The organism is Escherichia sp. Marseille-Q3837 (genome assembly GCF_916618735.1).
In the GTDB taxonomy this organism is placed as follows: Bacteria; Pseudomonadota; Gammaproteobacteria; order Enterobacterales; family Enterobacteriaceae; genus Escherichia; species Escherichia ruysiae.
Window position 1 is genome coordinate 3,053,330 of sequence record NZ_CAKAKC010000001.1, and the last position, 24,794, is coordinate 3,078,123.

Sequence of the window (24,794 nt, forward strand, 5' to 3'; positions counted from 1 at the left end):
AGTATTACAGGCAGTGTTGTGCAAATTTTGCGGATTATCAAATCCTTTTCGACAACGATATGTTATCGATCCTTTATCACTTTTTTGCCGGAAGTTATTTGCATTTCTTCAAGGAGAAACAAATAATTACGCATCATTATTAACGCAGGTTTGAGGGTAACTTATGAAGCACTCTGTTTCAGTCACGTGTTGTGCGCTGTTGGTCAGCAGCATTTCCCTGTCGTATGCTGCAGAAGTTCCGAGCGGCACAGTACTGGCAGAGAAGCAGGAGCTGGTGCGCCACATTAAAGATGAGCCTGCGTCGTTAGATCCCGCCAAAGCAGTGGGCCTGCCGGAGATTCAGGTCATTCGCGATTTGTTTGAAGGTCTGGTGAATCAAAACGAGAAAGGGGAGATAGTGCCTGGTGTCGCCACGCAGTGGAAAAGTAATGACAATCGTATCTGGACTTTTACCCTGCGCGATAACGCAAAATGGGCGGATGGCACACCGGTAACGGCGCAAGATTTTGTCTATAGCTGGCAACGTCTGGTGGATCCCAAAACATTGTCGCCATTTGCATGGTTTGCCGCGCTGGCGGGAATCAACAACGCACAAGCGATTATTGATGGTAAAGCCACGCCTGACCAGCTTGGCGTCACCGCAGTTGATGCCCATACTTTGAAAATTCAGCTTGATAAACCATTGCCGTGGTTTGTGAATTTAACCGCTAACTTTGCCTTCTTCCCGGTGCAAAAAGCCAACGTAGAAAGTAGTAAAGAGTGGACGAAACCCGGAAATCTGATCGGCAATGGCGCTTATGTTCTTAAAGAGCGCGTAGTTAATGAAAAACTGGTCGTGGTGCCGAATACCCATTATTGGGATAACGCCAAAACGGTGCTGCAAAAAGTGACCTTCCTGCCAATTAATCAGGAATCCGCAGCCACTAAGCGTTATCTCGCAGGCGATATTGATATCACTGAATCCTTCCCGAAAAATATGTACCAGAAACTGTTGAGGGATATTCCTGGGCAGGTTTACACGCCGCCACAGCTTGGGACGTATTATTATGCATTTAACACGCAAAAAGGGCCGACGGCAGATCAACGAGTGCGTCTGGCATTAAGTATGACGATTGATCGCCGCCTGATGACGGAAAAAGTGCTGGGTACAGGTGAAAAACCAGCATGGCATTTCACGCCAGATGTTACTGCCGGATTTACGCCAGAACCTTCGCCGTTTGAACAAATGAGTCAGGAAGAACTGAATGCCCAGGCGAAAACATTGTTGAGCGCCGCCGGGTATGGTCCACAGAAGCCGTTAAAACTTACACTGTTATATAACACTTCGGAAAATCACCAGAAAATTGCCATCGCTGTGGCGTCGATGTGGAAAAAGAATCTTGGCGTAGATGTCAAACTGCAAAATCAGGAATGGAAAACCTATATCGACAGCCGTAATACCGGCAATTTTGATGTTATCCGCGCCTCGTGGGTTGGGGATTATAATGAACCATCAACCTTCCTGACGCTGTTAACGTCAACGCACTCAGGAAATATTTCCCGCTTTAACAATCCGGCATACGACAAAGTGCTGACTCAGGCATCGACTGAAAACACCGTCAAAGCACGCAACGCCGATTACAACACGGCAGAGAAAATCCTCATGGAGCAAGCACCGATTGCGCCAATTTATCAATATACCAATGGACGGCTAATCAGGCCGTGGCTGAAAGGTTATCCCATTAATAACCCGGAAGATGTGGCTTATAGCCGGACTATGTATATTGTAAAACATTGATTATGTTCTCATCTGGCGCAAAAAGTTGCGCCAGATTTCACAACCCCAATAAAATACCTCTCTTTTTAAAATTTACCCTATAAAAATTGCTCTCAAGATAAGTCTGTGAAATTTCCAGGTTATATTAAGCACAAACTCTAATCATAAATTTTATTTATCTGCTGTATTACATACTCCAAATATAAGCTGTGCTTTACTTTTTTTACAACGTGAATGCATTTCATCACTTGTAAAACATCTTCATTTGAAAATAAACACACAGCTAAAAATGGGGTGGTAAAATGAAAAAAGCCTCTGCTATTTCGTTAGTTATCTCTCTACTCCTCTCGTACCATTCATCTTTTAGTCTGGCCGCAGAGCCGCTTCCCGATGCCGCATCTCTGGGACTGGAAAACTTAACTCATGATCTCTCACGACAGGAGTTATTTGTAAAAATCCTGGGATCAGATCTTTCCCGTGAAATGGAATATGACACGTTCGCAGTAAAAAAATACTTTAAATTTCCGACTGATGTCTCTTATGACTCGGTATTAAATCAACCGCGACCAAGTTCTTTATTTGGAGTGGATATCAGCCATCATAACGGTAAGAATTTTCCAATCGAACTGTTGGCAAAAAATAAGTCTGTGTTTCTGTATATGAAGTCCAGTCAAGGAACGCGTTATGTCGATCCCGAATTTTCCGGTTTCTGGCAACGGGCCGGGGATACGGAACGGGGGGTAAAATTACACCGTGGAGCATATCATTTTCTTTCCAGCGGTACACCGGCAGACGACGCTGAAATATGGGGACGTAAGCAGGCGATGACGTTTGTTAAAATTATTAAAGCTAACGGGGGATTACGCGCAACGGATATGCCACCGGCGGTGGATGTGGAGTGGGATGTGGACTCATCAACGGGTAAGGATCGTTGGCAAAAGCGTAAACCTGCTGAAATTATAACGATGATCAAGGCGTTTACCGCACAGGTCGAAGCCGATTTAGGGCGTAAACCGGTTATCTACACTGCGCGAGCCTGGTGGAAAGATGCCGTTGGTGGGGAAAATAGTTTTGCCCAGGTTGCAGATCACAAACTGTGGCTGGCTGATTACTCTAATCAGGCTCAGGCCAGTGAAACCCCGCGTTCAATCAACCAGACAAAATGGGCGATCTGGCAGTTCACCGACGCAGCACAGCTTAATTTAGGATCGAGTAAGAAGTTTGATGCCAGTATTTATAAAGGTCCAATTGCTGAATTTTATACCACTTTGGGCGTGCAGGAATTTTAACTTATGAACAGACGATGGCTTACTTTATGTATATCAGTTCTGGGGCTATTCATTGCCGGAATATCACAGGGAATATCAGATGTACGTGCAGATGATATTTGTAAAAATGGTGCAATGGTTCCTGATGAGTATTGTCGTTTTTTTATCCATTATGGGCCTGAGGCTCCTGGTAAACTGGATATCCGAATCAGTGATGCGTTAAAAATACCAGATCAGGATGCAGCGAAAACCCGCGCGATTGGGCTGATTATTTCAATTTCAAAATATCCACTGTTACATGCAGATATTCCAGCAGCTGCAGTAGACGGTCAAAGAATGGCTGATTTTCTTATTAATGGGCAAAAGTTTGATGAGGTTATTTTACTGAAAGATCAGGATGCGTCACTGGATAACATTAATTATTTTCTGAAAGAATATCTCCCTGCCAGAGGGATGATGTTTGATAAGAAAGCTCGCTTGTTAATTGCTTATTCAGGTCATGGGCGTTTTGGCACTCAAAATGGTAATTCTGATAAGGCACCGGCATTTGTTTTGAGTAATGCTACAGATATCGATGGTTCAAAAGGTATGTATGAAATGCCAGCTTTGAATGCTCAACTCAACATTCTGGCAAAGCGTTATTTCCATATTTTGACTTTAGTCAATGCTTGTTTTGGTTCAGGTCTTTTTGGCATGACAGATGGTGCAGGGAATTCAAACGCGTATAGTAAACCAGGTGCGTATGCGATAGCCGCTGGTGATGATAAAACAGAAGTTTATTCCCTGGAAAAAGATAAAGGCAGTGTATTTTTTGATACCCTTATAAAAGGAGTTGCTGATGGCGTTGCCGACGAACGCTTCGGGAAATCGTATATGGTAAAAATTGATGGTAAAAAGGAATACTACGCGGGCATTACCCGAACATTAAGTTTGTTTATCTATGTGAACGACCAATATATAAAAATAAATGAAAAACTGGACGAGGAAGGGAAAGGAATACATCTTAGTGATGCCTGGATAGGAGCAACAGAAAACCCAGCCGGACCGGGTGGATTCTTCTTTATTAACGATCCTGCGGTCAGTCATCTGGATAAAAAAACACAATTATCAGCCGGGAATGCAGATGAATTTACGAATGTTGATAAGACAGCATATTCTATTAAAGAACCGCCTACTGCGCCAGATGAACCAAAGAACAAAGATATAATACCTATTGAAATTCCTTATGGCCCCGTAAGTGCAATTCCCAACCGACCTGATATCCGTATCTTCAAAACACCGGATATTTACCCGATCAGTGGCCATGATATCTCGTCTAACGATGGCGAAATCGACTGGAAATTGTTTCAGGAGAAATCACCTGCGCGTTTTGTCTACGTGAGAGTGGTTGGCTGGAGAGGGCCAGACTCGTCGTTTAAGGCTCACTGGAAGCAATTAGCAGATTCAAAATTTGATCGCGGAGGCTATTTTAAATTTGATTTTTGCCGCACTCCTGAGGCGCAACTGGAAACAGCAAAAAGCCTGCTGCCTGAAGACCCGAAAATGTTGCCTCCCGGTATTTTACTGGTGAATCCAGAAGGTGAAGATACAACCCAACTGGCTTGTTTTAAAAAATCGGGAATGGTGAATGCACGGAATGATATTTTACGTTTTGCTGCCCTGATATATAAAAATTACCATAAAATACCAATATTTTATGGCAATCATAATAATTTGTCCCATTTCATGGACAGTCGGTTCGACCAGTATATGGTGTGGATGGGGTATTGGGGACAAGCTGGTGTGAAGCTTGAGGGGCGTAATCCCTGGACACTTTGGCAATATTCAGGAAACGAAAAGGTGCCGGGCATTGGTCACAGCACAGAGTCAGAAGTATTCTTTGGTACTGAAGAACAGTATGCCCAGTTTAAAGCGGGTGAGAATAATGTCGCTCTGGCTGCGGTAAATTGAGGTAATAAATAAAACCGGATGTCGAATATTATTATCGTCATCCGGTTTTGTTGAGTTTTATTTAAGCTGTTCGGGAGGTGTAATATTATCCATATACAGCGTCTGGCTGGGGAACGCAAAATCCGCGCCGTGCGACTGCACAATATCGATAATCTTCAAATAAACATCCTGCTGGGCGGCCAGCCATTCGGCCCAGACCGTGGTCTTGGTAAAGCAATAGACCATAATATTTAATGACGAATCGGCAAACTGGTTGAAATAAACCAGTAAGGTTTGTCGCTGGTCGATAGCAGGGTGATTTTTCAGCATCTCACGTACGGCTTCGACAATAGCCCCAACTTTTGCGGCATCTTCATAACGTAAACCAATGGTAGTAGTAATACGCCGGTTGGTCATTCGCCCCGGGTTTTCTACGCTAATGGACGAAAAAAGCGAGTTTGGTACGTACAGTGGGCGATTATCAAAGGTGGTGATTTTTGTAATACGCCAGCCAATTTCTGCTACTGTGCCTTCGATATTCCTGTCCGGTGAACGGATCCAGTCGCCAATACTAAAGGGGCGATCGAAATAGAGCATAATCCCGGAAAAGAAGTTACTCAGAATATCTTTACCGGCCATACCGACAGCCAGACCACCAATACCACCAAAGGTCAACAAGCCAGAAAGGCTCATGCCGAAATGTTCGCCATAAAGCAGAACAATCACCACGATAATGCTGATTTTGATGATGCGCGACATAATCCGCGCGCTGGTGATATCTCGACCTTTTTTTATCTGTTGCCTTTCAAACTGATTAATCAGGAGAAATAACTTAACCGTCAGAATAAGCGCAATCAGTGACGTACAGATAAAATCGATAACGCCTGGGGTGATAAATTTGAGTTTGTAATTTTCAATAACATAATTAATGATGCTGCCGACAGCACTGATAATTATGGTGTAGATCAAAAATTGAACCGCATGGAATAAGAATCCTTTTCTTTTACGATTTCCACGACGAAACCAAAAGCTCATCAGAATCAATGCTGCGCAGCTACCGAAAATAATGACCAGATTAAGCGCATTATTTGTAAACAGTTCAGCGATCATTGTTTTATCAGGCTCCTCCAGATAATTGATGTCATGCCGGAAACCCCTGGCGGGGGTATTTTATCGCGATAATTCATTCATATCATCAATAGACAGGGAAGGAAGTAGCAACATTAGCGAATTTATCAATGGGTTGATGATTTGAACGACAACAATCTCGTGCTTTCGGGGCAGACAACGAGGAAATGTCATGATATTGTTACACACAAGTAACAAAGGGTTTATCTGCATAAGGATTACATCATGATCATGGCGAAGCTGAAGTCAGCAAAGGGGAAGAAGTTTCTCTTTGGTCTGTTGGCGGTTTTCATTATTGCGGCGTCAGTTGTGACTCGCGCGACTATCGGCGGTGTTATCGAACAATATAATATTCCGCTTTCTGACTGGACGACATCAATGTATGTGATTCAGTCATCGATGATTCTTGTTTATAGTCTGGTCTTTACTGTATTGCTGGCAATCCCGCTGGGAATTTATTTCCTCGGTGGTGATGAGAAGTAAATAAAAGAAAGGCCCGAGATATCGGGCCTTGCAATTAATTGATAAACAATTAATCGTCTTCTTCGTCATCCAGTTCTACAGGCGTCTGGTACTGGTCAGGTTTAATCACCAGCAAATCGCAGCGGAGATGATCAATCACCTGTTCAGCCGTATTACCAAGGAATGCCGCAGAGATACCGGTGCGTCCCACAGTGCCAAGAACGACAATCCCTGCCTGCAAATGTTCGGCCAGATCTGGAATTACTTCTTCTGGCAGACCTTTTTCAACGTGCGTCATGTTTTCATTAATGCCGAATTTCTGCCGCAGGGCTTTCATCGCCAGCAAATGTTGTCCACGAATGGCATCGTTATAAACACTTGGATCAAATTCCGGCAGTTCAATGGCAATATTGATAGGTGTTACGGGGTAGGCGCCAACCAGATGGACTTCGGTGTGATTTACCTGTTCCGCCAGCTCGATCGTTTCTTTCACCAGTTTTTCATTGAGCGCATTATGATATGGCTCTTCACTGGCGAGATTCACCGCTACCAGCGCCTTACCACCTTCCGGCCACGGCTGGTCTTTCACCATCCACACCGGGCTTGGGCATTTGCGTAACAGGTGCCAGTCGGTAGGGGTGAAAATAACCGCTTCCAGACGGTCATGTTGGTGCGCCATTTTTAGCACCAGATCGTGCCCACTGCTAACTACTTCCTGAATGATGGCTTCGAAAGGACGGTTATGCCATACCACTTTAATTTCAATCGGGACGCCAGCGTTGAGATAATACTTTGCCTGCTCATGGATCCAGGCAGTACGCTGGCTGATGACGCCCTGACGCATAGCGGTACGCTCGTCCGGGGAGAGCAGGGTAGTCATTTCGTATGAGAAGTCATAAATCGGCAAAAAGGCTTTAATTTTGCCACCAATCCGTTGATGTAAATAAACAGCTCGCCGTAATGCCGGTTGATCGTCCTGGTTAGGATCGATAACAACGAGCATGTTCTGATACATAGCCATACAGGGTCTCCTTACAACAACTGTCAACGCAGTTTGTAATTAAAAGATTAACCCATATCTGGTGAATGAAACAGTGATGAACCTTCTGCCAGATCAATAAATCAGAAAAATTTAATGATATGACAGAAGGATAGTCGATTATGCGGAAAAATCAGGCAACGTTGCGCGTATGACCAGCAAGCTGAGCCAGCGCATCGTTATTTTCGATGGTGATGTATTTACCTTTGACCGCCAACATGCCGCTTTTCTGGAAACGACCCAGCAGACGACTGATGGTTTCTACCGTCAGGCCAAGATAGTTACCGATATCGCCACGAGTCATCGTCAGGCGGAATTCACGAGGGGAGAAGCCGCGTTGGGCAAAACGACGGGACAGGTTGTAGATAAAAGCAGCCAGGCGTTCTTCTGCATTTTTCTTCGACAACAGCAGGATCATGTCCTGATCGCCTTTGATTTCACCGCTCATCAGACGCATCATCTGCTGACGCAGATTCGGCATTTTACCAGACAGATCGTCCAGGGTTTCGAACGGGATTTCACATACCATTGAGGTTTCCAGCGCCTGGGCGAAACTCGGGTGATGACCGCTACCAATAGCGTCAAAACCTACCAGATCGCCTGCTAAATGGAAGCCAGTGATTTGCTCGTCGCCTTGCTCTGTGATGGTATAACTTTTAATCGTACCGGAGCGGATGGCATAAAGCGATTTAAGTTCATCACCAGCCTTAAACAGCGTCTGGCCTTTCTGAATAGGCTTCTTTCGCTCGATGATATTATCAAGCTGATCAAGCTCATGTTCGTTGAGTGTGAACGGGATGCAAAGCTGACTGATGCTGCAATCCTGGCAATGGATAGCACAACCGCCAGACTGAATGCGCCGTATAATTCGCTTTTCCGGGATCATAGGTCTGCTCAAGCCGTAATTGATATTTGTCAATTTTAACATCTTTTTAGGGAGCAAGTAAGTCTAAGCAAACCTTAACAGCGGAGAATTCCGATAATAGATGTAAATTTATGTCTATCCCTTTGAAAAGCTTTAAATTGTTAAGGGTAACTTTACATAAAACTGTGAAAAAATCGGCACAAATTGTTTAAGGTTTACAGTAGCAGATAGCCTTCATGGCGCAATAACCACTCTTTTCGCTGCACTCCGCCTGCATATCCTGTCATCGTGCCGTTTCGTCCAATAACCCGGTGGCAAGGGACGACGATGCTGATCGGATTAGAGCCATTTGCTGCGCCAACGGCACGCGCTGCACCTGGTCGACCCAGATATTCAGCCAGTTGACCGTAATGCATTACCTGCCCGCAGGGGATAGTGCGCAGTGCCTTCCAGACTTCGCGCTGAAATGGCGTGCCTCCCGTGGCGGTAGGAAGCGTATCAATAATGCTAAGATTCCCGGCGAAATAGTCACGAAGCTTGTCGCTTAAACCACCTGGGTTGGTGGCAGAAATGCGCTTATAACCTTCTTTGCGATAATGGATGTCCAGCAGCTGCACCATGCGTTCGCTGTACTCTTCCCATTCAACCGCCCGCAGACGAAATTGTTCATCGCAGATCACCCACAGCGGTCCCAGTGGCGTGGCAATTTTTTCTTCAAGTAATCTCAGCATCCGTTCTCTCTTAAGGCTTAAGACAAACGTGGGTAAATCCCCGAACCAATAGGCAGACCGATAAGATACCACGCCAGCAACATTAGCAGCCATACCACCAAAAAGATTAAGACTAACAAAGAGTAAGTAGCTGGTTTCGCGTCTGGTTTGTCGCAGTCTGGTAGCATAAAGCGATTTTTTGATTTTTCAGCCTGAAGAAATGAGGGCAATCCTTCACATGGATCGAGGCTGGAATAATTCCAGTCAGCGAAATTTTACCGAAGGCGACCTGTTATTTGATTCAGCAGCGTGATAGCCGCCAGGCACCACTGATCTCGTCATTCATCACCCAATCCCGGCGAGAATGTGGTTATTTACAGAGCTAAAAATGAATAAAAAAATAGAGCCTGTCGACATCCGCCAGACTCTACAGTACACACATCAGTGCATCCGCGTCTTAAATCCGGCCTGGGTTCCTCGTGACCGGTGACAGTGTTATAACGGTTTTGCCCATCCGTTGCCAATTTTCTTCAGTGACAGATTTCACGAAAATATAAGTTAAATCATTCGTCTCGTGATTGCATAATCATGCATCGCTAATCGACTGGTAAATTTACCGGGCGAGTAACCCGTTCGACGCTTAAACATATTGCCGAACGATTCGGCTGAGGCATAGCCCAGACGATGGGCAATTTTGGCCAACGAATATCCATCATCAAGAAGCGTTACTGCAGAAATAACGTGCATTTGCTGAACCCAGTGGCGAAATGTTAATCCCGTTTCTTTAACAAATAAGCGCATGAGTGTACGGCTACTGACGTTAATTTTATCCGCCAGATTATCCAGTGTTGGCAGATACCCTTGGTTGTTTAGCAAATTCTCACAAAGCTGCTGTAGCCGCTCATCATTTGGCCAGGGGAGTTCAAGTAACATTTTCACCCCCATTTTTATTTCCTGAAGTATCAGTGTCTCGAGGGCTGAAAAACGTAACTGTTGTTTATCTGTGGTATTTTGCGACGGCGGAAGTTGGTTAATTGCAATTAGTAATTCCCTTAACAGGGGTGAAATACCGGTCATGAAGCAAACTTTTCCCAGCGTTTCACTTTCCGCTTCTGAAACCAGTACGGTTTTTAAAAGTACGTTGCCCGTCGCAACAAACTTATGCGGCATTTGTGGAGGCAGCCAAAGCGCGCTGCTGGCATGGACTAGCCAGACGCTTTCTCCAGCCCATACACGAACGACGCCTTCAGCCGGGTAAAGCAACTGGGCATAGAGATGTTTATGCCAGGGAACTGTGCCTCCATTCAGATGTTCCGAATCCAGTCCGATAATGTGATGCCCTGGTGATGCTTTGGGTTGCAGTGTGATTGTCATTTACAGTAGGTATTTTGTCAGAAATCATCAAATAAGCCATGTTAAATTTTAAATATGACGTATGCAAGTTTCCGGATATATACGGTGTAAAGAGTGATGATAATTTCTAAAAAACAGCTTATTGGGGTGGTTGCGATCGGTATTCTTTTGGCTGGCGTTGTCTTTTTTATCTGGTGGGTAAGCAAAGGAAGATTTATACAGACGACGGATGATGCTTACATTGGCGGTAATATCACCACGGTGGCAAGTAAAGTTTCTGGTTATATTTCTGCTATAGAGGTGCGCGATAATCAGAGCGTAAAAAAAGGCGATATTATCCTGCGTCTCGATGATCGGGATTATCGTGCAAATGTCGCCAGGCTTGAGGCAAAAATAAAAAGTAGCAAAGCCAATCTCGAAAGTATTCAAGCCACTATTGCGATGCAGCAGTCGATAATTCAAAGTGCCAGTGAAACATGGCAGGCAGTAAAACATGAGGCGCAAAAGCGCCTGCGAGATACTGAACGTTATGAAAAACTCGCACAATCAGCGGCAATATCGCAACAAATTATTGATAACGCCAGGTTTGACTACCAGCAGGCCGCAGCAAAGGAGCGCAAAGCCGCGAACGATTTCCTGGTGGAGAAGCAACGGCTGGCGGTTTTATCTGCTCAGGAAGAAAATGCACGTGCGAGTATCGAAGAAGTTCAGGCCGCTCTGACTCAGGCACTACTGGATCTGGAATATACCCTTGTTCGTGCGCCGATTGATGGCATTGTTGCAAACCGCAGCGCCCATACAGGCAGTTGGGTGGAGGGCGGCACATCGTTAGTTTCACTAGTACCAGTCAGTGAGTTGTGGGTTGATGCAAATTTTAAAGAAAACCAAATAGCGGGAATGAAGCCTGGAATGAAGGCTGAGATCCGCGCAGATGTGCTCAAAGGGAAAGTGTTCAAGGGCTATGTTGAGAGTCTCGCCCCAGCGACAGGTGCCAGTTTCAGTTTGATCCCGATAGAAAATGCCACCGGAAATTTTACCAAAATTGTCCAGCGTGTTCCGGTACGGATTGCCTTTGACAGGCCAACAGAATTAAAGCAACTCCTTCGTCCGGGGTTGTCAGTCACTGTTAGTATTGATGAAAAATGATGATGGGGATGGCTATGCGTAAACATATTGCCTTCGCCAGTATGTGTATTGGGTTATTTATTGCTCAGCTTGATATTCAAATTGTTTCGTCATCCCTAAATGAAATAGGTGGTGGTCTGTCCGCAGGTAAAGACGAAATGGCCTGGCTTCAGACCAGCTATTTAATTGCTGAGATTATTATTATTCCGCTCTCTGGGTGGCTGTCACAGGTATTTTCCACTCGTTGGCTTTTTACGCTATCTGCGGGAATATTTACTTTAATGAGTATCGCTTGTGGTCTTGCATGGAATATTCAGAGCATGATTTTGTTTCGTGCTTTACAGGGAGCTGCTGGCGCATCCATGATCCCTTTAGTTTTCACGACGGCATTTATTTATTACCAGGGCAAAGAGTTGGGGTTGGCTGCTGCGGTAGTCAGTGCGCTGGCCTCATTGTCACCGACGCTAGGGCCAACTCTGGGGGGCTGGATCACTGATAACCTCGACTGGCGATGGCTATTTTATATCAATATATTACCGGGCATATATTTAGTTTTGAGTATTCCTTTTCTGGTTAATTTTGATAAACCTGATCTCTCTTTACTGAAAGTTGCTGATTATCCTGGTATTATTCTGTTGGCTCTGACACTAGGATGTCTGGAATATACCCTTGAAGAAGGAGCGCGCTGGGGATGGTTGAATGACAATACTATTTTGCTGACATCAGTTCTGGCATTGGTGAGTTTTATTTTATTTGCTGCGCGTACACTTACAATATCCAATCCGATCATGGATCTTCATGCTTTTAAGGATAAAAATTTTACGCTGGGATGTTTTTTTTCTTTTTCTGGAGGAGTTGGGGTATTCTCTACTGTATATTTAATACCTGTATTTTTGGGGCGGGTTCGCGGATTAAATGCCGAAGAGATAGGTTTTGCCGTTTGCACAACAGGTATCTTCCAGTTACTTTCTGTTCCTTTTTACTTCTGGTTAACTAAAAAAATAAATCTGCGATGGCTGTTGATGGCGGGGCTGGGGGGATTTGTGTTTTCAATGTATCTTTTTACCCCTATAACCCACGAATGGGGATGGCAGGAGTTACTGTTTCCACAGGCCATCAGAGGGATTTCGCAGCAGTTTGCGATGGCTCCCATCGTAACATTAACGCTGGGAAGAATTCCCAAAGAACGGCTGAAGTTAGCCTCAGGTGTATTTAATTTAACACGTAATCTTGGGGGCGCGATTGGTATTGCCCTGTGTGGCACTATTCTCAATAACCGAACTAATTTTCATTTTTTGAGAATGGGTGAAAAAATGGTTTCTGTTCCCCATACGGTGAATGACTTCATTTCCAGAAGTGCTTTATTTTTTAATCGCAGTGGAAGTGACCAGACATCGGAAATACTGGCTTCAACCAAATTGTTGAGTCAATTGATGTTGCGGGAGGCACAAACTATGGCATTTTCGGATACCTTTCTGCTAATCAGTGGTCTGTTACTCATCGCATTTATGTTGACTCCTGCGATGAACAAATCACCCTGATCGGATGCCTGTGCTGAATTAAACCCGGTCTAAACTGTTCGATACTGTCACCAGGCTAGTATAAAATGCCCCGCCTGTGCAGACACCAGCAGGTATGGAGCAAAGTATTGTTTCAATCTGTGAAGTGAACGATGCAGCAAATATCAGACGTGTGAAGGTGCATAGGAGGTTACATGAACCTTGACGACAAATCGCTGTTTCTTGACGCCATGGAAGATGTCCAGCCACTGAAGCGCGCTACAGATGTCCACTGGCATCCAACGCGTAACCAACGTGCGCCGCAGCGTATCGACACGCTGCAACTTGATAATTTCCTTACTACTGGATTTCTCGACATCATCCCGCGAAGCCAGCCGCTGGAGTTTCGGCGAGAAGGGTTGCAACATGGGGTGCTGGATAAGTTACGCAGCGGTAAATATCCGCAGCAGGCCAGCCTGAATCTTCTACGTCAGCCGGTGGAAGAGTGCCGCAAAATGGTGTTCATTTTTATTCAACAGGCATTGGCGGATGGTTTACGTAACGTGCTGATTATTCATGGCAAAGGGCGGGACGATAAATCGCACGCCAACATTGTTCGCAGCTATGTGGCGCGCTGGCTGACTGAATTTGATGATGTCCAGGCATATTGTACCGCGCTACCGCATCATGGCGGCAGCGGGGCGTGTTACGTCGCACTCCGTAAAACGGCGCAGGCGAAGCAGGAAAACTGGGAGCGCCACGCTAAACGCAGCCGTTGATCACGGGACGCTTCCGTGGCTTATGCTGCCAGCACGCGGTTGCGTCCATCATTTTTTGCCCGATACAACGCATCATCGACCCGTTTAAACAGTTCATCGATACTTTCATTTCCTTCGTGATGCGCCACGCCAATACTGACGGTGAAGCGCGGCAAGCCCGAAATGCTCACTTTTGCCACGCTCAAGCGGATCGTTTCAGCCAAGGAAAGTGCAGTATCCAGAGGGGTTCTGGGCAATAATAAGACGAACTCTTCACCACCCCAGCGAAACACCAAATCGCCTTTGCGGGCGCTGCTTTCGAGTGTACGGGCAAGCGTGCATAACACTTCATCCCCTTTCTGATGACCGTATAAGTCATTGATATGTTTAAAACGATCGGTGTCGATGAGCAACAAACTGTAGTCCTGAGCGATTGCCAGGTGCTGCATCTGTCCTGGGTCAGTTATGTGGTAAAACTGTCGACGGTTAAGTAACCCCGTTAGCGCATCATGGTGGGCAGCATGTTCCAGCTGTTCCTCCAGCCTTTTTTGCTCAGTAATATCATGTACGATACATAACATTAACCTGTCACCGTAAATCTCAATTGGCCCAGCATAAGTTTGTACGTGTCGAACGGAACCATCTGCCAGTTTATGGACAAAATTGAGGGGTTTATGCCCGCCGGGCAAACGTGAAATTTCATGCATGACAGGCATAACGCGACGCCCAAGCATATTAATTTCCCAGGTGTGTTTCTGACACATTGTTTCATGGTTATAGCCATAGAAATTAAGCGCGGCCAGATTAGCATCGACGATTTGGCCATCACGCGAGGGATCTATCAACAACATTGGCGCGGAGTTAGTCAGAAAAAAACGAGCATAAAACCCTTGTTTTTTACGTTGATAATTCGCTGAACGGCTGGCCTTTAAACCCAGAGTTGCGGGTGTTTCCATTCCTTCAAATATAATGACTTTTCCAGTGTCACTAATCTCGTTGAGGGTCAACCGACAGCTTAATGCTGTATCTTCACCATTACGCTGGACAGTGAGGATTTCTACAATATCAAGCTGGTTATGCACGTCTGTCAGGTATTTTGGCAGTTCGTTTTGCGAGGAGATGGAATAGAGCCCGGTACGTAGCTGACTAAAAGTGCGTTCTTGCATCAACAGTCGCGCAGCACTATTGGCATAAATTAATTTTTCCTCGAAAGGGGAAACGATCCAGACAGGACTTGTTAATAAATCCAGAGTATTGAAGTTGTGCGTAGTCATTGAAATCCCGTTATTTTTATCAATCTTTTGTTACTACCTGATCGCAAAAATGCCACGACAAATGATCAGATAATTCTGATAATGATAGACGCTATTTAACGCTTTACACGTTTTCAAATCAGGAAAAGTATTTTGCTTTCTGTATTTAATTTTGACAGGATTTTATTAATCATTTCAGGGTAATGGGGTGATGAGATTTTGCGTAACATGACCAGAAGACTAGACTACAAAATAATCCGTTGATGATGGAGGCAACTGTGGAAGTGATTAAGGGAGCGGACGTAAATGTCCCGGATGCAGTATTTGCCTGGATTCTGGATGGCAAAGGTGGCGTTAAACCGCTGGAAAATACAGATGAGATAGATGAAGCGCATCCTTGCTGGCTCCACCTCAATTATGTGCACCATGACAGCGCCCAGTGGCTGGCGACGACACCACTGCTGCCAAATAATGTGCGCGATGCGCTGGCGGGAGAAAGTACACGGCCCAGAGTCAGTCGTCTTGGCGAAGGGACGCTGATTACTTTGCGCTGCATTAATGGCAGTACTGATGAACGTCCCGACCAGTTGGTGGCCATGCGTGTTTATATGGACGGACGGTTAATTGTCTCGACCCGACAACGTAAAGTGTTGGCGTTGGATGATGTGGTTAGCGATCTGGAAGAGGGCACTGGTCCGACCGATTGCGGCGGCTGGTTGGTGGATGTTTGTGATGCGTTGACCGATCATTCCAGTGAGTTTATAGAACAACTGCACGATAAAATTATCGACCTGGAAGATAATCTACTCGATCAACAAATTCCTCCGCGCGGTTTCCTGGCGCTACTGCGTAAACAATTAATTGTTATGCGTCGCTATATGGCGCCTCAACGTGATGTTTATGCTCGTCTTGCCAGTGAGCGCCTGCCGTGGATGAATGACGACCAGCGCCGCCGAATGCAGGATATTGCCGATCGTCTCGGACGTGGTCTGGATGAGATTGACGCTTGTATTGCCCGAACTGGCGTGATGGCGGATGAAATCGCCCAGGTCATGCAGGAAAACTTAGCGCGTCGCACGTATACGATGTCCTTGATGGCAATGGTCTTTTTACCCAGTACGTTTTTAACGGGATTATTTGGTGTCAACCTTGGTGGTATTCCTGGCGGGGGATGGCAATTCGGTTTTTCGCTTTTTTGTATTCTGTTAGTTGTTCTTATTGGTGGTGTTGCTTTATGGTTGCATCGTAGTAAATGGTTGTAACAAAAGAAAATTTGTCTACTTCCTGTATACAAAAACGCCGTAAAGTTTGAGCGAAGTCAATAAACTCTCTACCCATTCAGGGCAATATCTTCCTCGCAGGTGAATGCAACGTCAAGCGATGGGCGTTGCGCTCCATATTGTCTTACTTCCTTTTTTGAATTACTGCATAGCACAATTGATTCGTACGACGCCGACTTAGATGAGTCGGCTTTTTTTTGCCTGTTATTTGTCAGCGTCTACCCTTTAAGAGTCCACCCAATGACCGGAGGGAAATATGACGACACTCATTTATTTGCAAATTCCTGTCCCTGAACCGATTCCTGGCGATCCTATTCCTGTGCCTGATCCGATTCCTCGTCCGCAACCTATGCCCGACCCGCCGCCAGATGAAGAACCGATTAAATTGTCGCATCGTGAGCGTAGATCTGCGAGGATACGCGCCTGCTAATTTTGCGTCGATGACCACGAGAATAGATTGTGACCGCTTTTTCTACCCTGAACGTTTTGCCTCCCGCCCAGCTCACTAACCTTAATGAGTTGGGTTATTTAACCATGACACCGGTACAGGCCGCCGCGCTTCCGGCGATCCTTGCCGGAAAAGACGTTCGCGTGCAGGCGAAAACCGGCAGCGGCAAAACGGCGGCATTTGGCCTCGGGTTGTTACAGCAAATTGATGCGTCGATGTTTCAGACCCAGGCTTTAGTACTGTGTCCTACGCGTGAGCTGGCGGATCAGGTTGCCGGGGAGTTACGTCGGTTGGCGCGTTTTCTGCCGAATACCAAAATTTTGACCTTGTGCGGTGGTCAACCGTTCGGTATGCAGCGTGATTCGCTGCAACATGCGCCGCATATTATCGTGGCAACGCCGGGTCGTTTGTTGGATCACCTGCAAAAAGGCACGGTATCGTTGGATGCGTTGAATACGCTGGTGATGGATGAAGCCGACCGCATGTTGGATATGGGATTTAGTGATGCCATTGATGAGGTGATCCGTTTTGCACCGGTTTCTCGTCAGACGCTTTTGTTTTCGGCGACCTGGCCAGATGCAATTGCCGCGATTAGCGGTCGTGTTCAACGCGATCCTTTGGCGATTGAAATTGACTCAACAGATGCTCTGCCACCCATTGAACAACAATTTTATGAGACATCCAGCAAAGGCAAAATTCCGCTGTTGCAACGGTTATTAAGTTTGCATCAGCCATCCTCTTGCGTGGTGTTTTGCAATACCAAAAAAGATTGTCAGGCTGTGTGTGACGCGCTTAATGAAGTAGGGCAAAGTGCATTGTCGTTACATGGCGACCTGGAGCAACGTGATCGCGATCAGACCCTGGTACGTTTTGCTAACGGTAGCGCCCGCGTGCTGGTAGCGACCGATGTCGCAGCGCGCGGTCTGGATATCAAATCTCTTGAGCTGGTAGTGAACTTTGAGCTGGCGTGGGATCCCGAAGTTCATGTACATCGCATCGGGCGTACAGCGCGTGCAGGAAATAGCGGACTGGCGATCAGTTTCTGTGCCCCGGAAGAAGCACAGCGCGCCAATATCATTTCTGACATGTTGCAGATAAAACTTAACTGGCAAACGCCGCCAGCCAGTAGTTCCATTGTGCCGCTGGAAGCAGAAATGGCGACGTTGTGCATTGATGGCGGGAAAAAAGCCAAAATGCGACCGGGTGATGTGTTAGGTGCGTTGACGGGCGATATCGGGCTTGATGGCGCAGATATTGGCAAAATCACTGTGCATCCGGCGCATGTTTATGTCGCAGTGCGTCAGGGTGTTGCCCATAAGGCATGGAAGCAGTTACAGGGCGGGAAGATTAAAGGGAAAACGTGCCGGGTGCGGTTATTAAAATAATGAAATGTTGTAATGCCGGATGTGACGCTGGTTGCGTCTTATCCGGCCTAAACAACAGTTGCCCGATAATCTTGCGCATCGGGCGCTATCCTGGTTATTTCACTTCAACCACATTCAGCCGTAATTCATCCAGCTGATTCTCATCTTCTTCAGGCTGCCAGCCCGCTGGCTGTAGTGGGATATCTTCGCGATCAAACGCCAGATCACCGCCGTTAACCACTTCGGAACCGTGGGTAATGCCTTTGAAATCGAAAAGAGTGGTATCGCACAAATGAGACGGCACAACATTCTGCATCGCGCTGAACATCGTCTCAATTCGCCCCGGATAACGCTTATCCCAGTCACGCAGCATATCGGCAATCACCTGACGTTGCAGGTTAGGCTGTGAACCGCAAAGGTTGCACGGAATAATCGGAAACGCTTTCGCATCGGCAAAACGTTGAATATCTTTTTCGCGGCAGTAGGCCAGTGGACGAATCACGATATGTTTGCCATCATCGCTCATCAGTTTCGGCGGCATACTTTTCATCTTGCCGCCGTAGAACATATTCAGGAACAACGTTTGCAGGATATCGTCACGATGGTGACCCAGCGCGATCTTCGTCGCACCCAGCTCCGTTGCAGTGCGGTAAAGGATACCGCGACGCAGACGAGAGCACAGTGAGCAGGTAGTTTTGCCCTCCGGGATCTTCTCTTTCACGATACCGTAAGTGTTCTCTTCAACAATCTTGTACTCAACGCCCAGCTTTTCGAGATACTCCGGCAGAACGTGTTCCGGGAAGCCAGGTTGTTTCTGGTCGAGGTTAACGGCAACCAGCGAAAAACTGATTGGCGCACTTTGCTGCAAATTACGCAAAATCTCCAGCATGGTATAGCTGTCCTTACCACCGGAGAGGCAAACCATAATGCGATCGCCATCTTCAATCATATTGAAGTCAGCAATGGCTTCGCCTACGTTACGACGCAGACGTTTTTGCAATTTGTTCAGGTTGTATTGTTCTTTCTTTGTAATTTGTTGATTTTCTTGCATTATTTCAGTTCTCTGGTACTAAATGGGGCAAATTGGGGGCAAACTTTGCAACTACGATAACCGCGCATTCAACATGGCTATCTGTTCGTCGTTCATGTCATCAATCCACATACCGTAAATTTCATACACCATCTGCGCAGTTTCATGCCCCATTTGGCTGGCTATAAATGCCGGGTTCGCTCCTGCCGTCAACAGCCAGCAGGCAAAAGTATGCCGCGTATGGTACGGATTACGGCGGCGAATACCAGCACGTTTTACTGCTGCATTCCACCTTGCCCCCAAACTGCTTACCGAGTAATAAGGTTTTTGTTTTCCGTTACACACCCTGGGCATGAAAACAAAATGCAGTTTTTGCTTTTCGGTTCTGCCGTACTCCCGATGATAAAAGGTGATTTCGCTTTTGCGATGATGCCCGGTCAGTTTGTATTGCTCCTTCAGTGCTTCAAGAGCAGGCTGCAGTAGTGTTACTGTTCGGATCCCGGCATTTGTTTTTGGGGGACCGAACATATCAAGTATCGTCAGGTTTCTTCTGACATTCACTATTCCCTTTTCGAGATCCACATCCTCCCACGCCAGAGCTGCCAGTTCCCCGTGACGAAGTCCTGAGTAAACGGCAAATTTCCACAAGTTCTGGTTCTGTCCTTTTTCACTTTCCATTAATGCATTGAATTCTGTTTTAGATAACGGATCAGGCTTTATTCTGTTTCGCTGTAATTTTTTTACTCCTTCAAATGGTTTGGTTGATATAAATCCCGACTGATACGCAAAACGCAACAGCGAACAGAGCAGGGCGATATAGTTATCAACTGTGCGCACGGTTCTTCCTTTTTTGTTGGATCTTGGATTATCCAGGTAAAGCGTTTCTCCATGCAGCAGTTCATTCCGGTAGTTTAAGATATCGCTATAACGAATATGTGATATCGGGGTACTTTCACAAATTATTATTCTGAGTGTTTTTAATTGTGATTTCGTTTTCTTCATTGTGTTTGTTGTTAACTCTGTCTCTTTAATTTTTGTCCAGATATCACAAAGCTCTCCGAACGTTTTTATGACTCTCGTTGTCACCATTTTTGCCCCAGTGCTGGACTGGGGAAAACGTCTTAAATACTCAAATTCACCGGAGTTTATTTCATGAACTATCAGCGATCTTAAATTTCCGGCCTTTTTAATATTACTGTTTGTAATCTCCCAGCCTTTTAATGTTTCCCGACATCGTTTTCCTCGAAACATGAACCAGATGCGAATGTATCTACCTCTAATCTCGACACCTGTTGGTAATTTAGACATATCATGAGTCTTTGATAAACTGATTTATCTTTGGATAGTTGTACCAGATAATCCCTCGTTTGCTGTCTGGCTTACCTAAAGGAGATACTCGTTTGAAGTGGAAGCCCTCCACCCAACAGTTCTGGCGGTATGCTTCAATTTGTCTGGCCCCCAGACCAGTGCGAAGCATCAGGCCGTATTCAACCATCCACTCTTCATTAAAGATTACTTGTGCCATCGCATCACCTCTGGCAGGCGCCAATGTTAGACTGAAATTGACGCCCGATGTTGATTATTAATAATCAGCTATGAAGTTTTAATTTGAATACAATGCAATTCACGAGGACTGAAGTTTCTCGCAATTAAAATTTATCAGTTTTACTTTCTGCTCTCTGGAAACGCCTGCTTCTTTTTTACCTGAGAGCATTTTTTCGCATTCTGATTTCGTTAGTTTAGATTTTGAATATCTTGTCCAGTTAGTAGGAGTGCCACCTTCCTTTTCAATAGTGGCGGTAATTTTATACATGAACACCTCCGTTATTATTTCCAGTGGTTCGTTTATTCCATCTTTCGAGTGCTTCTTTTTCACTTCCACCATAACCGGTTCGGGATTCGCATCCGTTACACTTCGCTCGGTAATATCCTGAAATGACTTTCACCGTTACTGATGGACAACCACAAAATGGACATGGTTTAACATTGTCATATCTCATAATTTTTCTCATAAAAAATATTTCAAGTTGGCGGTGCATTACACCGCCAGGCTGAATTATTCCTCTGAATTATCGATTACACTGTATTCCCCGGTTAATACAGAGGAATCTGCAGGATCGATTGTCAGTGGTTCCTTTTCATCCATTGATACTGCACGCTGGATCTCAATTGATACGGGCAGATATTTGAACAGGCGACGAATAGCCGTTTTCTTTGCCATTTCTTCCCAGTGAGTTACCCACGGCCCGTTATTACCAGCTTTACTCAGGCTGCGCACCAGCTCAATCTGTTTGCGCGTCATAACTTCAAACTGAGTACCTCCGTCTTTCAGTCTTGCGACAGCATAGACGTGGGTAACCGGGGCATCTTCGTTTTCTCCCGGGCGGTGTATTAACTTTTCATCAAGGCCAAATTCGAAGCTAAACTCGTCACCTTCACGGACAACACGGGCTGACAGGCTGGCGATTTGACCAGAACGGCGAGCCAGATCAATCATGCCGCGATAGCCAATGATTAGCTGAACGTTCTTTTTACCGCTCTTTTCGTTTTTATTACCAAAAGGCAGTAAATATGCATGACCGAGGGCGCTACCTGGCTCAAGTCCGAGCTGTGAACACTGTACGATCGCACTGACAAAACTCATAGTGTCACAGTTTCCTAACGCCGGAACTTTACGAATTTCTGTGGTGGCGATACGGATCATACGTTCAGCCGTCATATGGCGTGGAAGAGCTGCTGCCAGTTGCTCTTTCATTGATGGCTGGTTAATAAAACTAATCACGTCGCTATTTTTAACTGCTGCTGGTGCACGGTTTCCCTGAGTTTTTTGCAGATCGGCTTTTGCGATTGGTGGTTGCTTAGTCATTTGCATATTCCTTAGCCCAGCGGGGCAGTGATAATGTCTTAATAGCTGGCCATTCATCGGTATTCAGGCAGTCAGACAGGGTTCGCAGATTGCGGTGATATTCCTGTTGACCTGCCAGTTTTGCTTCTTCGCCCATCATGAAAATTTCAACCGGATAACGTCCGCATTCAATAGTTGTGCTGGCAACCAGAAAAACGAAAGTTGGCTGCACTCCAAACTGTGCTTCATAACCGTCACTGTAGAATGCATCCTGAACGTGATAGCGGTAGTCGTAATAAGCGGTTTTGAATCGTTGAATATCCGCCGTAGTTTTCACGTCCATGATCCAGTGAAATTCAGGGATAATTTTGTCCGGACGGCACCGACACAAAATTCCTGTTTCAGGATCTTCCCAGTAAATTGATGATTCAGCGTGTCCGGCGCTTTCAACAAGCCATTGCCCCAGCGGCAAAGCCATAACGCTTTGATACATGAGTTCAATTTTCCGGCCTTCTTCCGCAGTGATAACTGTTTTTCCTGTGCTTGCGCATTCCATCAGAAACGCTTTCTCTTCTTCTTTTCCGGCGTTTGTACGGCGGTTAAATTCAGGTGCTACGATAAAGCGGTTACTGAATTCTTCCGGTTCAAGTACCCGGCAGTGGAAAGCGGTTCCTAAATCGAGCGTTTTTGTCTTTGTGGTGTCAACGGGGGCATTTTTACGCCACAAATATAGTGCCGGAGTATCAGCAATGTCATCGAGCTGAGACTTACTGACACCGGGACCCGCGTGGTAATTCTCATTCGAAATTCCGTAATAAATACCTGGCTCTATGTCTTCTACGATTACGGGATCTGCGACTTCGCCAGTTTCATCACTGCAATCGCGATGCGGATCGCTGCCAGCATTCTCATTGTGCGGATGTTCAGCGCCTTCCATTTCCTCCGGATCATTTTCCTTAGCTTCAACCTGACTCTCTTCATCGAATGTTTCCTGGTATGTTGCGTCGCCCATCACCGCACCACAGTCAGGGCAGTTATCCCCGCCAGTCTGGCCGCAGGCATTGCAGGCTATTTCCGGTTCCTGTTGCACTACTGGCTCAGGTTGATTCATATCTGGGCTGGTTTTTTCCGTTTCTGGCTGGTTCTGGTACACACAATCGCGAGTCTGGATCCCCTTTACCCATTTCGGATCGTTCGGGTCGCTAATTCCGTCAACAAATTCACCACGTGATGCAGCAAGCAATTTATCGGCATCGACAGGATCTTTTGATGGAATGTTTTTCCGGGCTTCATGGAGTTCTGCCCGCAGTTCCTGATATTTCGCATCAATAGAATTTACCTGTGACTGAGCATCCAGCGGCTGCGTGTCCTGATGATGTTCAGTTGCGTCCGGTTCCATTGTTTCAGCCTCTCCCTGTTCAACTGCCGTTGTTCCAGATGGTTGCGGTTTTTCTTCATCATCCTGTTTTCCTTCTTCTGTTACTCGCTGCGGCATCGGGGCAGAGGAGCGACCGCAGGCAATATCCACGATTTCCGGATCAGGGTTGGCATGATCGGTTTCAGTCAGTACTTTGTTCAGATATTCAGTGACGTGCGCGGGGATGACCTCGATCCCAATTGGTGCTTCTTTTACGGACGCAACCACGATGGCGCGGGAATAATCCAGCCCGCCAGGCATGGTGATGAATTTGTCGCGGAAAACAGAAAAGGGCGGTTTATTTTCAGCGATAATTTCCTCAATGCGTTTAGCGTGTGCCGGATGAAGGTTATAGATGTCCAGATCCATTGAACGGGCCAGTACGCCAGTGGCTACGTCGCGCGCCAGTGACGTCAGATCGTGTACGAAACCTTCGCCGCGATCGGTGAGGTTTCCGCCGCCAGCATTAGCACCGGAAGCCGTGCGAGTGATGTGTGAAACACGATTACCCTTCATCCACTCTTTTGTCAGCAGTCCTCGATCGGTGTAGTCAGCGTTCAGGTATGCTTCGAAAAAAGCAGTTATCAGTCCCAGGTTTGAATTACCAGGATTAGGGAAAACTTTGTCAGTGTCACGAACCAGTTTGTGGAGTTCGCGAATTTCCAGCGGGTCGAGCAGGCTGGTTTTGTGGGAAACAGCCAGGGCAGTAACAGCCGGTAGTTCTTCAGCCCGAGCAATGTGTAATGCCTGGAGTCCGTCGCGTGAAACGTGCGTTACCGGTTTTTCGCTGCCGTGTTGAGCAAGCCAACGAATGGGCAGTTCCTGGCCAGAAATTGGGAGTAGCATATTCTCCTCAATCTCAGTCATGTCTTCGCCGTTGACGTTGGTATTGCCTTGATAGTGAGCGTTGTCTGGTGCTGCTCCCGGTTTTAGTTCCCATGTCATGGAGTCTTTGCTGAGTTGATAGCGTTCACTCCAGGTAAAATCGATCTCACCTTCAGCGGGCAGGTCATTAACGACAGGAAAATTCGTGGCAACAGCTTTAAAATAGCTGCTCAGTTTTTTACCTGACTTAACGATCAGGTAGTCCAGAGTGGCACAGGTCGATTCAAAATCGTTGCTTGCCCACAGGACGACGTCAGGTTCACCGGATGATTTTTTCGCTTTCCGTAACAGGAAGAGTGGTTTTGTGCTCATTGTTTTTTAACCTCAACTCAGATTAAAATTCGTTTTGTTCAGTGAATGATCTTGCCGGATACACACTG

24 protein-coding genes and 2 pseudogenes are annotated in these 24,794 nt (G+C 46.1%); 12 read left to right on the top strand and 14 right to left on the bottom strand.

The window, feature by feature from the left end; translation table 11 throughout:
• The first annotated feature begins 163 nt into the window (after nt 1–163).
• The 3 genes from mppA to LG381_RS14620 all read left to right on the top strand — a co-directional run bounded on the left by mppA (nt 164) and on the right by LG381_RS14620 (nt 4,974).
• Entirely contained in the window at nt 164–1,777 is a 1,614-nt protein-coding gene (gene mppA, locus LG381_RS14610; protein ID WP_225762577.1) for a murein tripeptide ABC transporter substrate-binding protein MppA, read from the top strand.
• A gap of 281 nt (nt 1,778–2,058) precedes the next feature.
• Nucleotides 2,059–3,045 (top strand): GH25 family lysozyme, encoded by a 987-nt coding sequence (locus tag LG381_RS14615; protein WP_225762578.1) that lies wholly within the window; start codon nt 2,059–2,061, stop codon nt 3,043–3,045.
• 3 nt (nt 3,046–3,048) lie between these two features.
• A complete protein-coding gene (locus tag LG381_RS14620; protein ID WP_225762579.1) occupies nt 3,049–4,974 on the top strand; it encodes a GH25 family lysozyme in 1,926 nt (641 codons plus the stop codon).
• Nucleotides 4,975–5,031: 57 nt separating this feature from the next.
• Here the strand turns inward: LG381_RS14620 and ynaI are convergent, their stop codons facing one another.
• A complete protein-coding gene (gene ynaI, locus LG381_RS14625; RefSeq protein ID WP_000559884.1) occupies nt 5,032–6,063 on the bottom strand; it encodes a low conductance mechanosensitive channel YnaI in 1,032 nt (343 codons plus the stop codon).
• 243 nt (nt 6,064–6,306) lie between these two features.
• Between ynaI and LG381_RS14630 the strand changes: the two genes are divergently transcribed.
• On the top strand, nt 6,307–6,564 hold the full coding sequence (locus LG381_RS14630; RefSeq protein WP_000605087.1) for a DUF2534 family protein: 258 nt from the start codon (nt 6,307–6,309) through the stop codon (nt 6,562–6,564).
• A 49-nt stretch (nt 6,565–6,613) separates the two neighbouring features.
• Here the strand turns inward: LG381_RS14630 and uspE are convergent, their stop codons facing one another.
• The 4 genes and pseudogenes from uspE to LG381_RS14650 form a co-directional block, all read right to left on the bottom strand.
• Complete coding sequence (gene uspE, locus LG381_RS14635) at nt 6,614–7,564, bottom strand: universal stress protein UspE (protein WP_001262134.1); 951 nt, start codon at nt 7,562–7,564, stop codon at nt 6,614–6,616.
• Between the two features lie 151 nt (nt 7,565–7,715).
• On the bottom strand, nt 7,716–8,468 hold the full coding sequence (gene fnr / locus LG381_RS14640) for a fumarate/nitrate reduction transcriptional regulator Fnr (protein ID WP_000611911.1): 753 nt from the start codon (nt 8,466–8,468) through the stop codon (nt 7,716–7,718).
• 194 nt (nt 8,469–8,662) lie between these two features.
• Nucleotides 8,663–9,178 (bottom strand): methylated-DNA--[protein]-cysteine S-methyltransferase, encoded by a 516-nt coding sequence (gene ogt / locus LG381_RS14645; RefSeq protein ID WP_000945016.1) that lies wholly within the window; start codon nt 9,176–9,178, stop codon nt 8,663–8,665.
• Nucleotides 9,179–9,195: 17 nt separating this feature from the next.
• A pseudogene (locus LG381_RS14650) lies at nt 9,196–9,327 on the bottom strand (hypothetical protein); the annotation flags it as partial.
• On the opposite strand from LG381_RS14650, the pseudogene LG381_RS14655 reads away from it, so the two are divergent.
• Nucleotides 9,327–9,543 (top strand): annotated as a pseudogene (locus LG381_RS14655) (LysR family transcriptional regulator); the annotation flags it as partial. The pseudogenes LG381_RS14650 and LG381_RS14655 sit on opposite strands and share 1 nt — an antisense overlap.
• Nucleotides 9,544–9,715: 172 nt before the next feature.
• Here LG381_RS14655 and LG381_RS14660 read toward each other — a convergent pair.
• Nucleotides 9,716–10,531, bottom strand: a complete 816-nt coding sequence (locus LG381_RS14660; protein WP_222679814.1) for a helix-turn-helix domain-containing protein — start codon at nt 10,529–10,531, stop codon at nt 9,716–9,718.
• Nucleotides 10,532–10,627: 96 nt separating this feature from the next.
• On the opposite strand from LG381_RS14660, the gene LG381_RS14665 reads away from it, so the two are divergent.
• The 3 genes from LG381_RS14665 (at nt 10,628) to smrA (ending at nt 13,913) form a co-directional block, all read left to right on the top strand.
• Nucleotides 10,628–11,656 carry an HlyD family secretion protein gene (locus LG381_RS14665; RefSeq protein ID WP_225762987.1) on the top strand — a complete coding sequence of 343 codons (1,029 nt, stop codon included), beginning with the start codon at nt 10,628–10,630 and terminating at the stop codon, nt 11,654–11,656.
• Nucleotides 11,657–11,664: 8 nt separating this feature from the next.
• Nucleotides 11,665–13,176: a DHA2 family efflux MFS transporter permease subunit gene (locus LG381_RS14670; protein WP_225762580.1), complete on the top strand. Its 1,512-nt coding sequence runs from the start codon at nt 11,665–11,667 to the stop codon at nt 13,174–13,176.
• A 173-nt stretch (nt 13,177–13,349) separates the two neighbouring features.
• On the top strand, nt 13,350–13,913 hold the full coding sequence (smrA, locus tag LG381_RS14675) for a DNA endonuclease SmrA (RefSeq protein WP_001046841.1): 564 nt from the start codon (nt 13,350–13,352) through the stop codon (nt 13,911–13,913).
• 20 nt (nt 13,914–13,933) lie between these two features.
• Here smrA and LG381_RS14680 read toward each other — a convergent pair whose 3' ends face one another.
• Nucleotides 13,934–15,166 (bottom strand): sensor domain-containing diguanylate cyclase, encoded by a 1,233-nt coding sequence (locus LG381_RS14680; RefSeq protein WP_225762581.1) that lies wholly within the window; start codon nt 15,164–15,166, stop codon nt 13,934–13,936.
• A gap of 195 nt (nt 15,167–15,361) precedes the next feature.
• Between LG381_RS14680 and LG381_RS14685 the strand changes: the two genes are divergently transcribed.
• From LG381_RS14685 to dbpA, 4 genes are all read left to right on the top strand, one after another.
• Complete coding sequence (locus LG381_RS14685; protein WP_212741833.1) at nt 15,362–15,409, top strand: hypothetical protein; 48 nt, start codon at nt 15,362–15,364, stop codon at nt 15,407–15,409.
• Between the two features lie 14 nt (nt 15,410–15,423).
• On the top strand, nt 15,424–16,407 hold the full coding sequence (zntB, locus tag LG381_RS14690) for a zinc transporter ZntB (protein ID WP_016158374.1): 984 nt from the start codon (nt 15,424–15,426) through the stop codon (nt 16,405–16,407).
• 274 nt (nt 16,408–16,681) lie between these two features.
• Complete coding sequence (ynaL, locus tag LG381_RS14695) at nt 16,682–16,855, top strand: protein YnaL (RefSeq protein WP_032225105.1); 174 nt, start codon at nt 16,682–16,684, stop codon at nt 16,853–16,855.
• A gap of 29 nt (nt 16,856–16,884) precedes the next feature.
• Entirely contained in the window at nt 16,885–18,258 is a 1,374-nt protein-coding gene (gene dbpA / locus LG381_RS14700; RefSeq protein WP_222679817.1) for an ATP-dependent RNA helicase DbpA, read from the top strand.
• A 94-nt stretch (nt 18,259–18,352) separates the two neighbouring features.
• Here dbpA and ttcA read toward each other — a convergent pair whose 3' ends face one another.
• From ttcA to recE, 7 genes are all read right to left on the bottom strand, one after another.
• Entirely contained in the window at nt 18,353–19,288 is a 936-nt protein-coding gene (gene ttcA / locus LG381_RS14705) for a tRNA 2-thiocytidine(32) synthetase TtcA (protein WP_222679818.1), read from the bottom strand.
• A gap of 51 nt (nt 19,289–19,339) precedes the next feature.
• Entirely contained in the window at nt 19,340–20,575 is a 1,236-nt protein-coding gene (locus LG381_RS14710) for a site-specific integrase (protein WP_074428196.1), read from the bottom strand.
• A gap of 1 nt (nt 20,576) precedes the next feature.
• Nucleotides 20,577–20,792 carry an excisionase XisR gene (gene xisR, locus LG381_RS14715; RefSeq protein ID WP_000079604.1) on the bottom strand — a complete coding sequence of 72 codons (216 nt, stop codon included), beginning with the start codon at nt 20,790–20,792 and terminating at the stop codon, nt 20,577–20,579.
• A gap of 99 nt (nt 20,793–20,891) precedes the next feature.
• Nucleotides 20,892–21,080, bottom strand: a complete 189-nt coding sequence (locus LG381_RS14720) for a DUF1187 family protein (RefSeq protein ID WP_001302840.1) — start codon at nt 21,078–21,080, stop codon at nt 20,892–20,894.
• A complete protein-coding gene (gene ralR / locus LG381_RS14725; RefSeq protein ID WP_042038331.1) occupies nt 21,073–21,267 on the bottom strand; it encodes a type I toxin-antitoxin system endodeoxyribonuclease toxin RalR in 195 nt (64 codons plus the stop codon). The genes LG381_RS14720 and ralR overlap by 8 nt, the downstream gene beginning before the upstream one ends.
• A gap of 56 nt (nt 21,268–21,323) precedes the next feature.
• On the bottom strand, nt 21,324–22,133 hold the full coding sequence (gene recT / locus LG381_RS14730) for a recombination protein RecT (RefSeq protein ID WP_000166319.1): 810 nt from the start codon (nt 22,131–22,133) through the stop codon (nt 21,324–21,326).
• Nucleotides 22,126–24,726 carry an exodeoxyribonuclease VIII gene (gene recE, locus LG381_RS14735; protein ID WP_000105133.1) on the bottom strand — a complete coding sequence of 867 codons (2,601 nt, stop codon included), beginning with the start codon at nt 24,724–24,726 and terminating at the stop codon, nt 22,126–22,128. The genes recT and recE overlap by 8 nt, the downstream gene beginning before the upstream one ends.
• Nucleotides 24,727–24,794: the final 68 nt, after the last annotated feature.

Coding starts and splice junctions, on each gene's coding strand:
- mppA (WP_225762577.1), top strand. CDS start 164: ATGAAGCACTCTGTTTCAGTCACGTGTTGTGCGCTGTTGGTCAGCAGC.
- LG381_RS14615 (WP_225762578.1), top strand. CDS start 2,059: ATGAAAAAAGCCTCTGCTATTTCGTTAGTTATCTCTCTACTCCTCTCG.
- LG381_RS14620 (WP_225762579.1), top strand. CDS start 3,049: ATGAACAGACGATGGCTTACTTTATGTATATCAGTTCTGGGGCTATTC.
- ynaI (WP_000559884.1), bottom strand. CDS start 6,063: ATGATCGCTGAACTGTTTACAAATAATGCGCTTAATCTGGTCATTATT.
- LG381_RS14630 (WP_000605087.1), top strand. CDS start 6,307: ATGATCATGGCGAAGCTGAAGTCAGCAAAGGGGAAGAAGTTTCTCTTT.
- uspE (WP_001262134.1), bottom strand. CDS start 7,564: ATGGCTATGTATCAGAACATGCTCGTTGTTATCGATCCTAACCAGGAC.
- fnr (WP_000611911.1), bottom strand. CDS start 8,468: ATGATCCCGGAAAAGCGAATTATACGGCGCATTCAGTCTGGCGGTTGT.
- ogt (WP_000945016.1), bottom strand. CDS start 9,178: ATGCTGAGATTACTTGAAGAAAAAATTGCCACGCCACTGGGACCGCTG.
- LG381_RS14660 (WP_222679814.1), bottom strand. CDS start 10,531: ATGACAATCACACTGCAACCCAAAGCATCACCAGGGCATCACATTATC.
- LG381_RS14665 (WP_225762987.1), top strand. CDS start 10,628: ATGATAATTTCTAAAAAACAGCTTATTGGGGTGGTTGCGATCGGTATT.
- LG381_RS14670 (WP_225762580.1), top strand. CDS start 11,665: ATGGCTATGCGTAAACATATTGCCTTCGCCAGTATGTGTATTGGGTTA.
- smrA (WP_001046841.1), top strand. CDS start 13,350: ATGAACCTTGACGACAAATCGCTGTTTCTTGACGCCATGGAAGATGTC.
- LG381_RS14680 (WP_225762581.1), bottom strand. CDS start 15,166: ATGACTACGCACAACTTCAATACTCTGGATTTATTAACAAGTCCTGTC.
- ynaL (WP_032225105.1), top strand. CDS start 16,682: ATGACGACACTCATTTATTTGCAAATTCCTGTCCCTGAACCGATTCCT.
- ttcA (WP_222679818.1), bottom strand. CDS start 19,288: ATGCAAGAAAATCAACAAATTACAAAGAAAGAACAATACAACCTGAAC.
- LG381_RS14710 (WP_074428196.1), bottom strand. CDS start 20,575: ATGTCTAAATTACCAACAGGTGTCGAGATTAGAGGTAGATACATTCGC.
- xisR (WP_000079604.1), bottom strand. CDS start 20,792: ATGGCACAAGTAATCTTTAATGAAGAGTGGATGGTTGAATACGGCCTG.
- LG381_RS14720 (WP_001302840.1), bottom strand. CDS start 21,080: ATGTATAAAATTACCGCCACTATTGAAAAGGAAGGTGGCACTCCTACT.
- ralR (WP_042038331.1), bottom strand. CDS start 21,267: ATGAGATATGACAATGTTAAACCATGTCCATTTTGTGGTTGTCCATCA.
- recT (WP_000166319.1), bottom strand. CDS start 22,133: ATGACTAAGCAACCACCAATCGCAAAAGCCGATCTGCAAAAAACTCAG.
- recE (WP_000105133.1), bottom strand. CDS start 24,726: ATGAGCACAAAACCACTCTTCCTGTTACGGAAAGCGAAAAAATCATCC.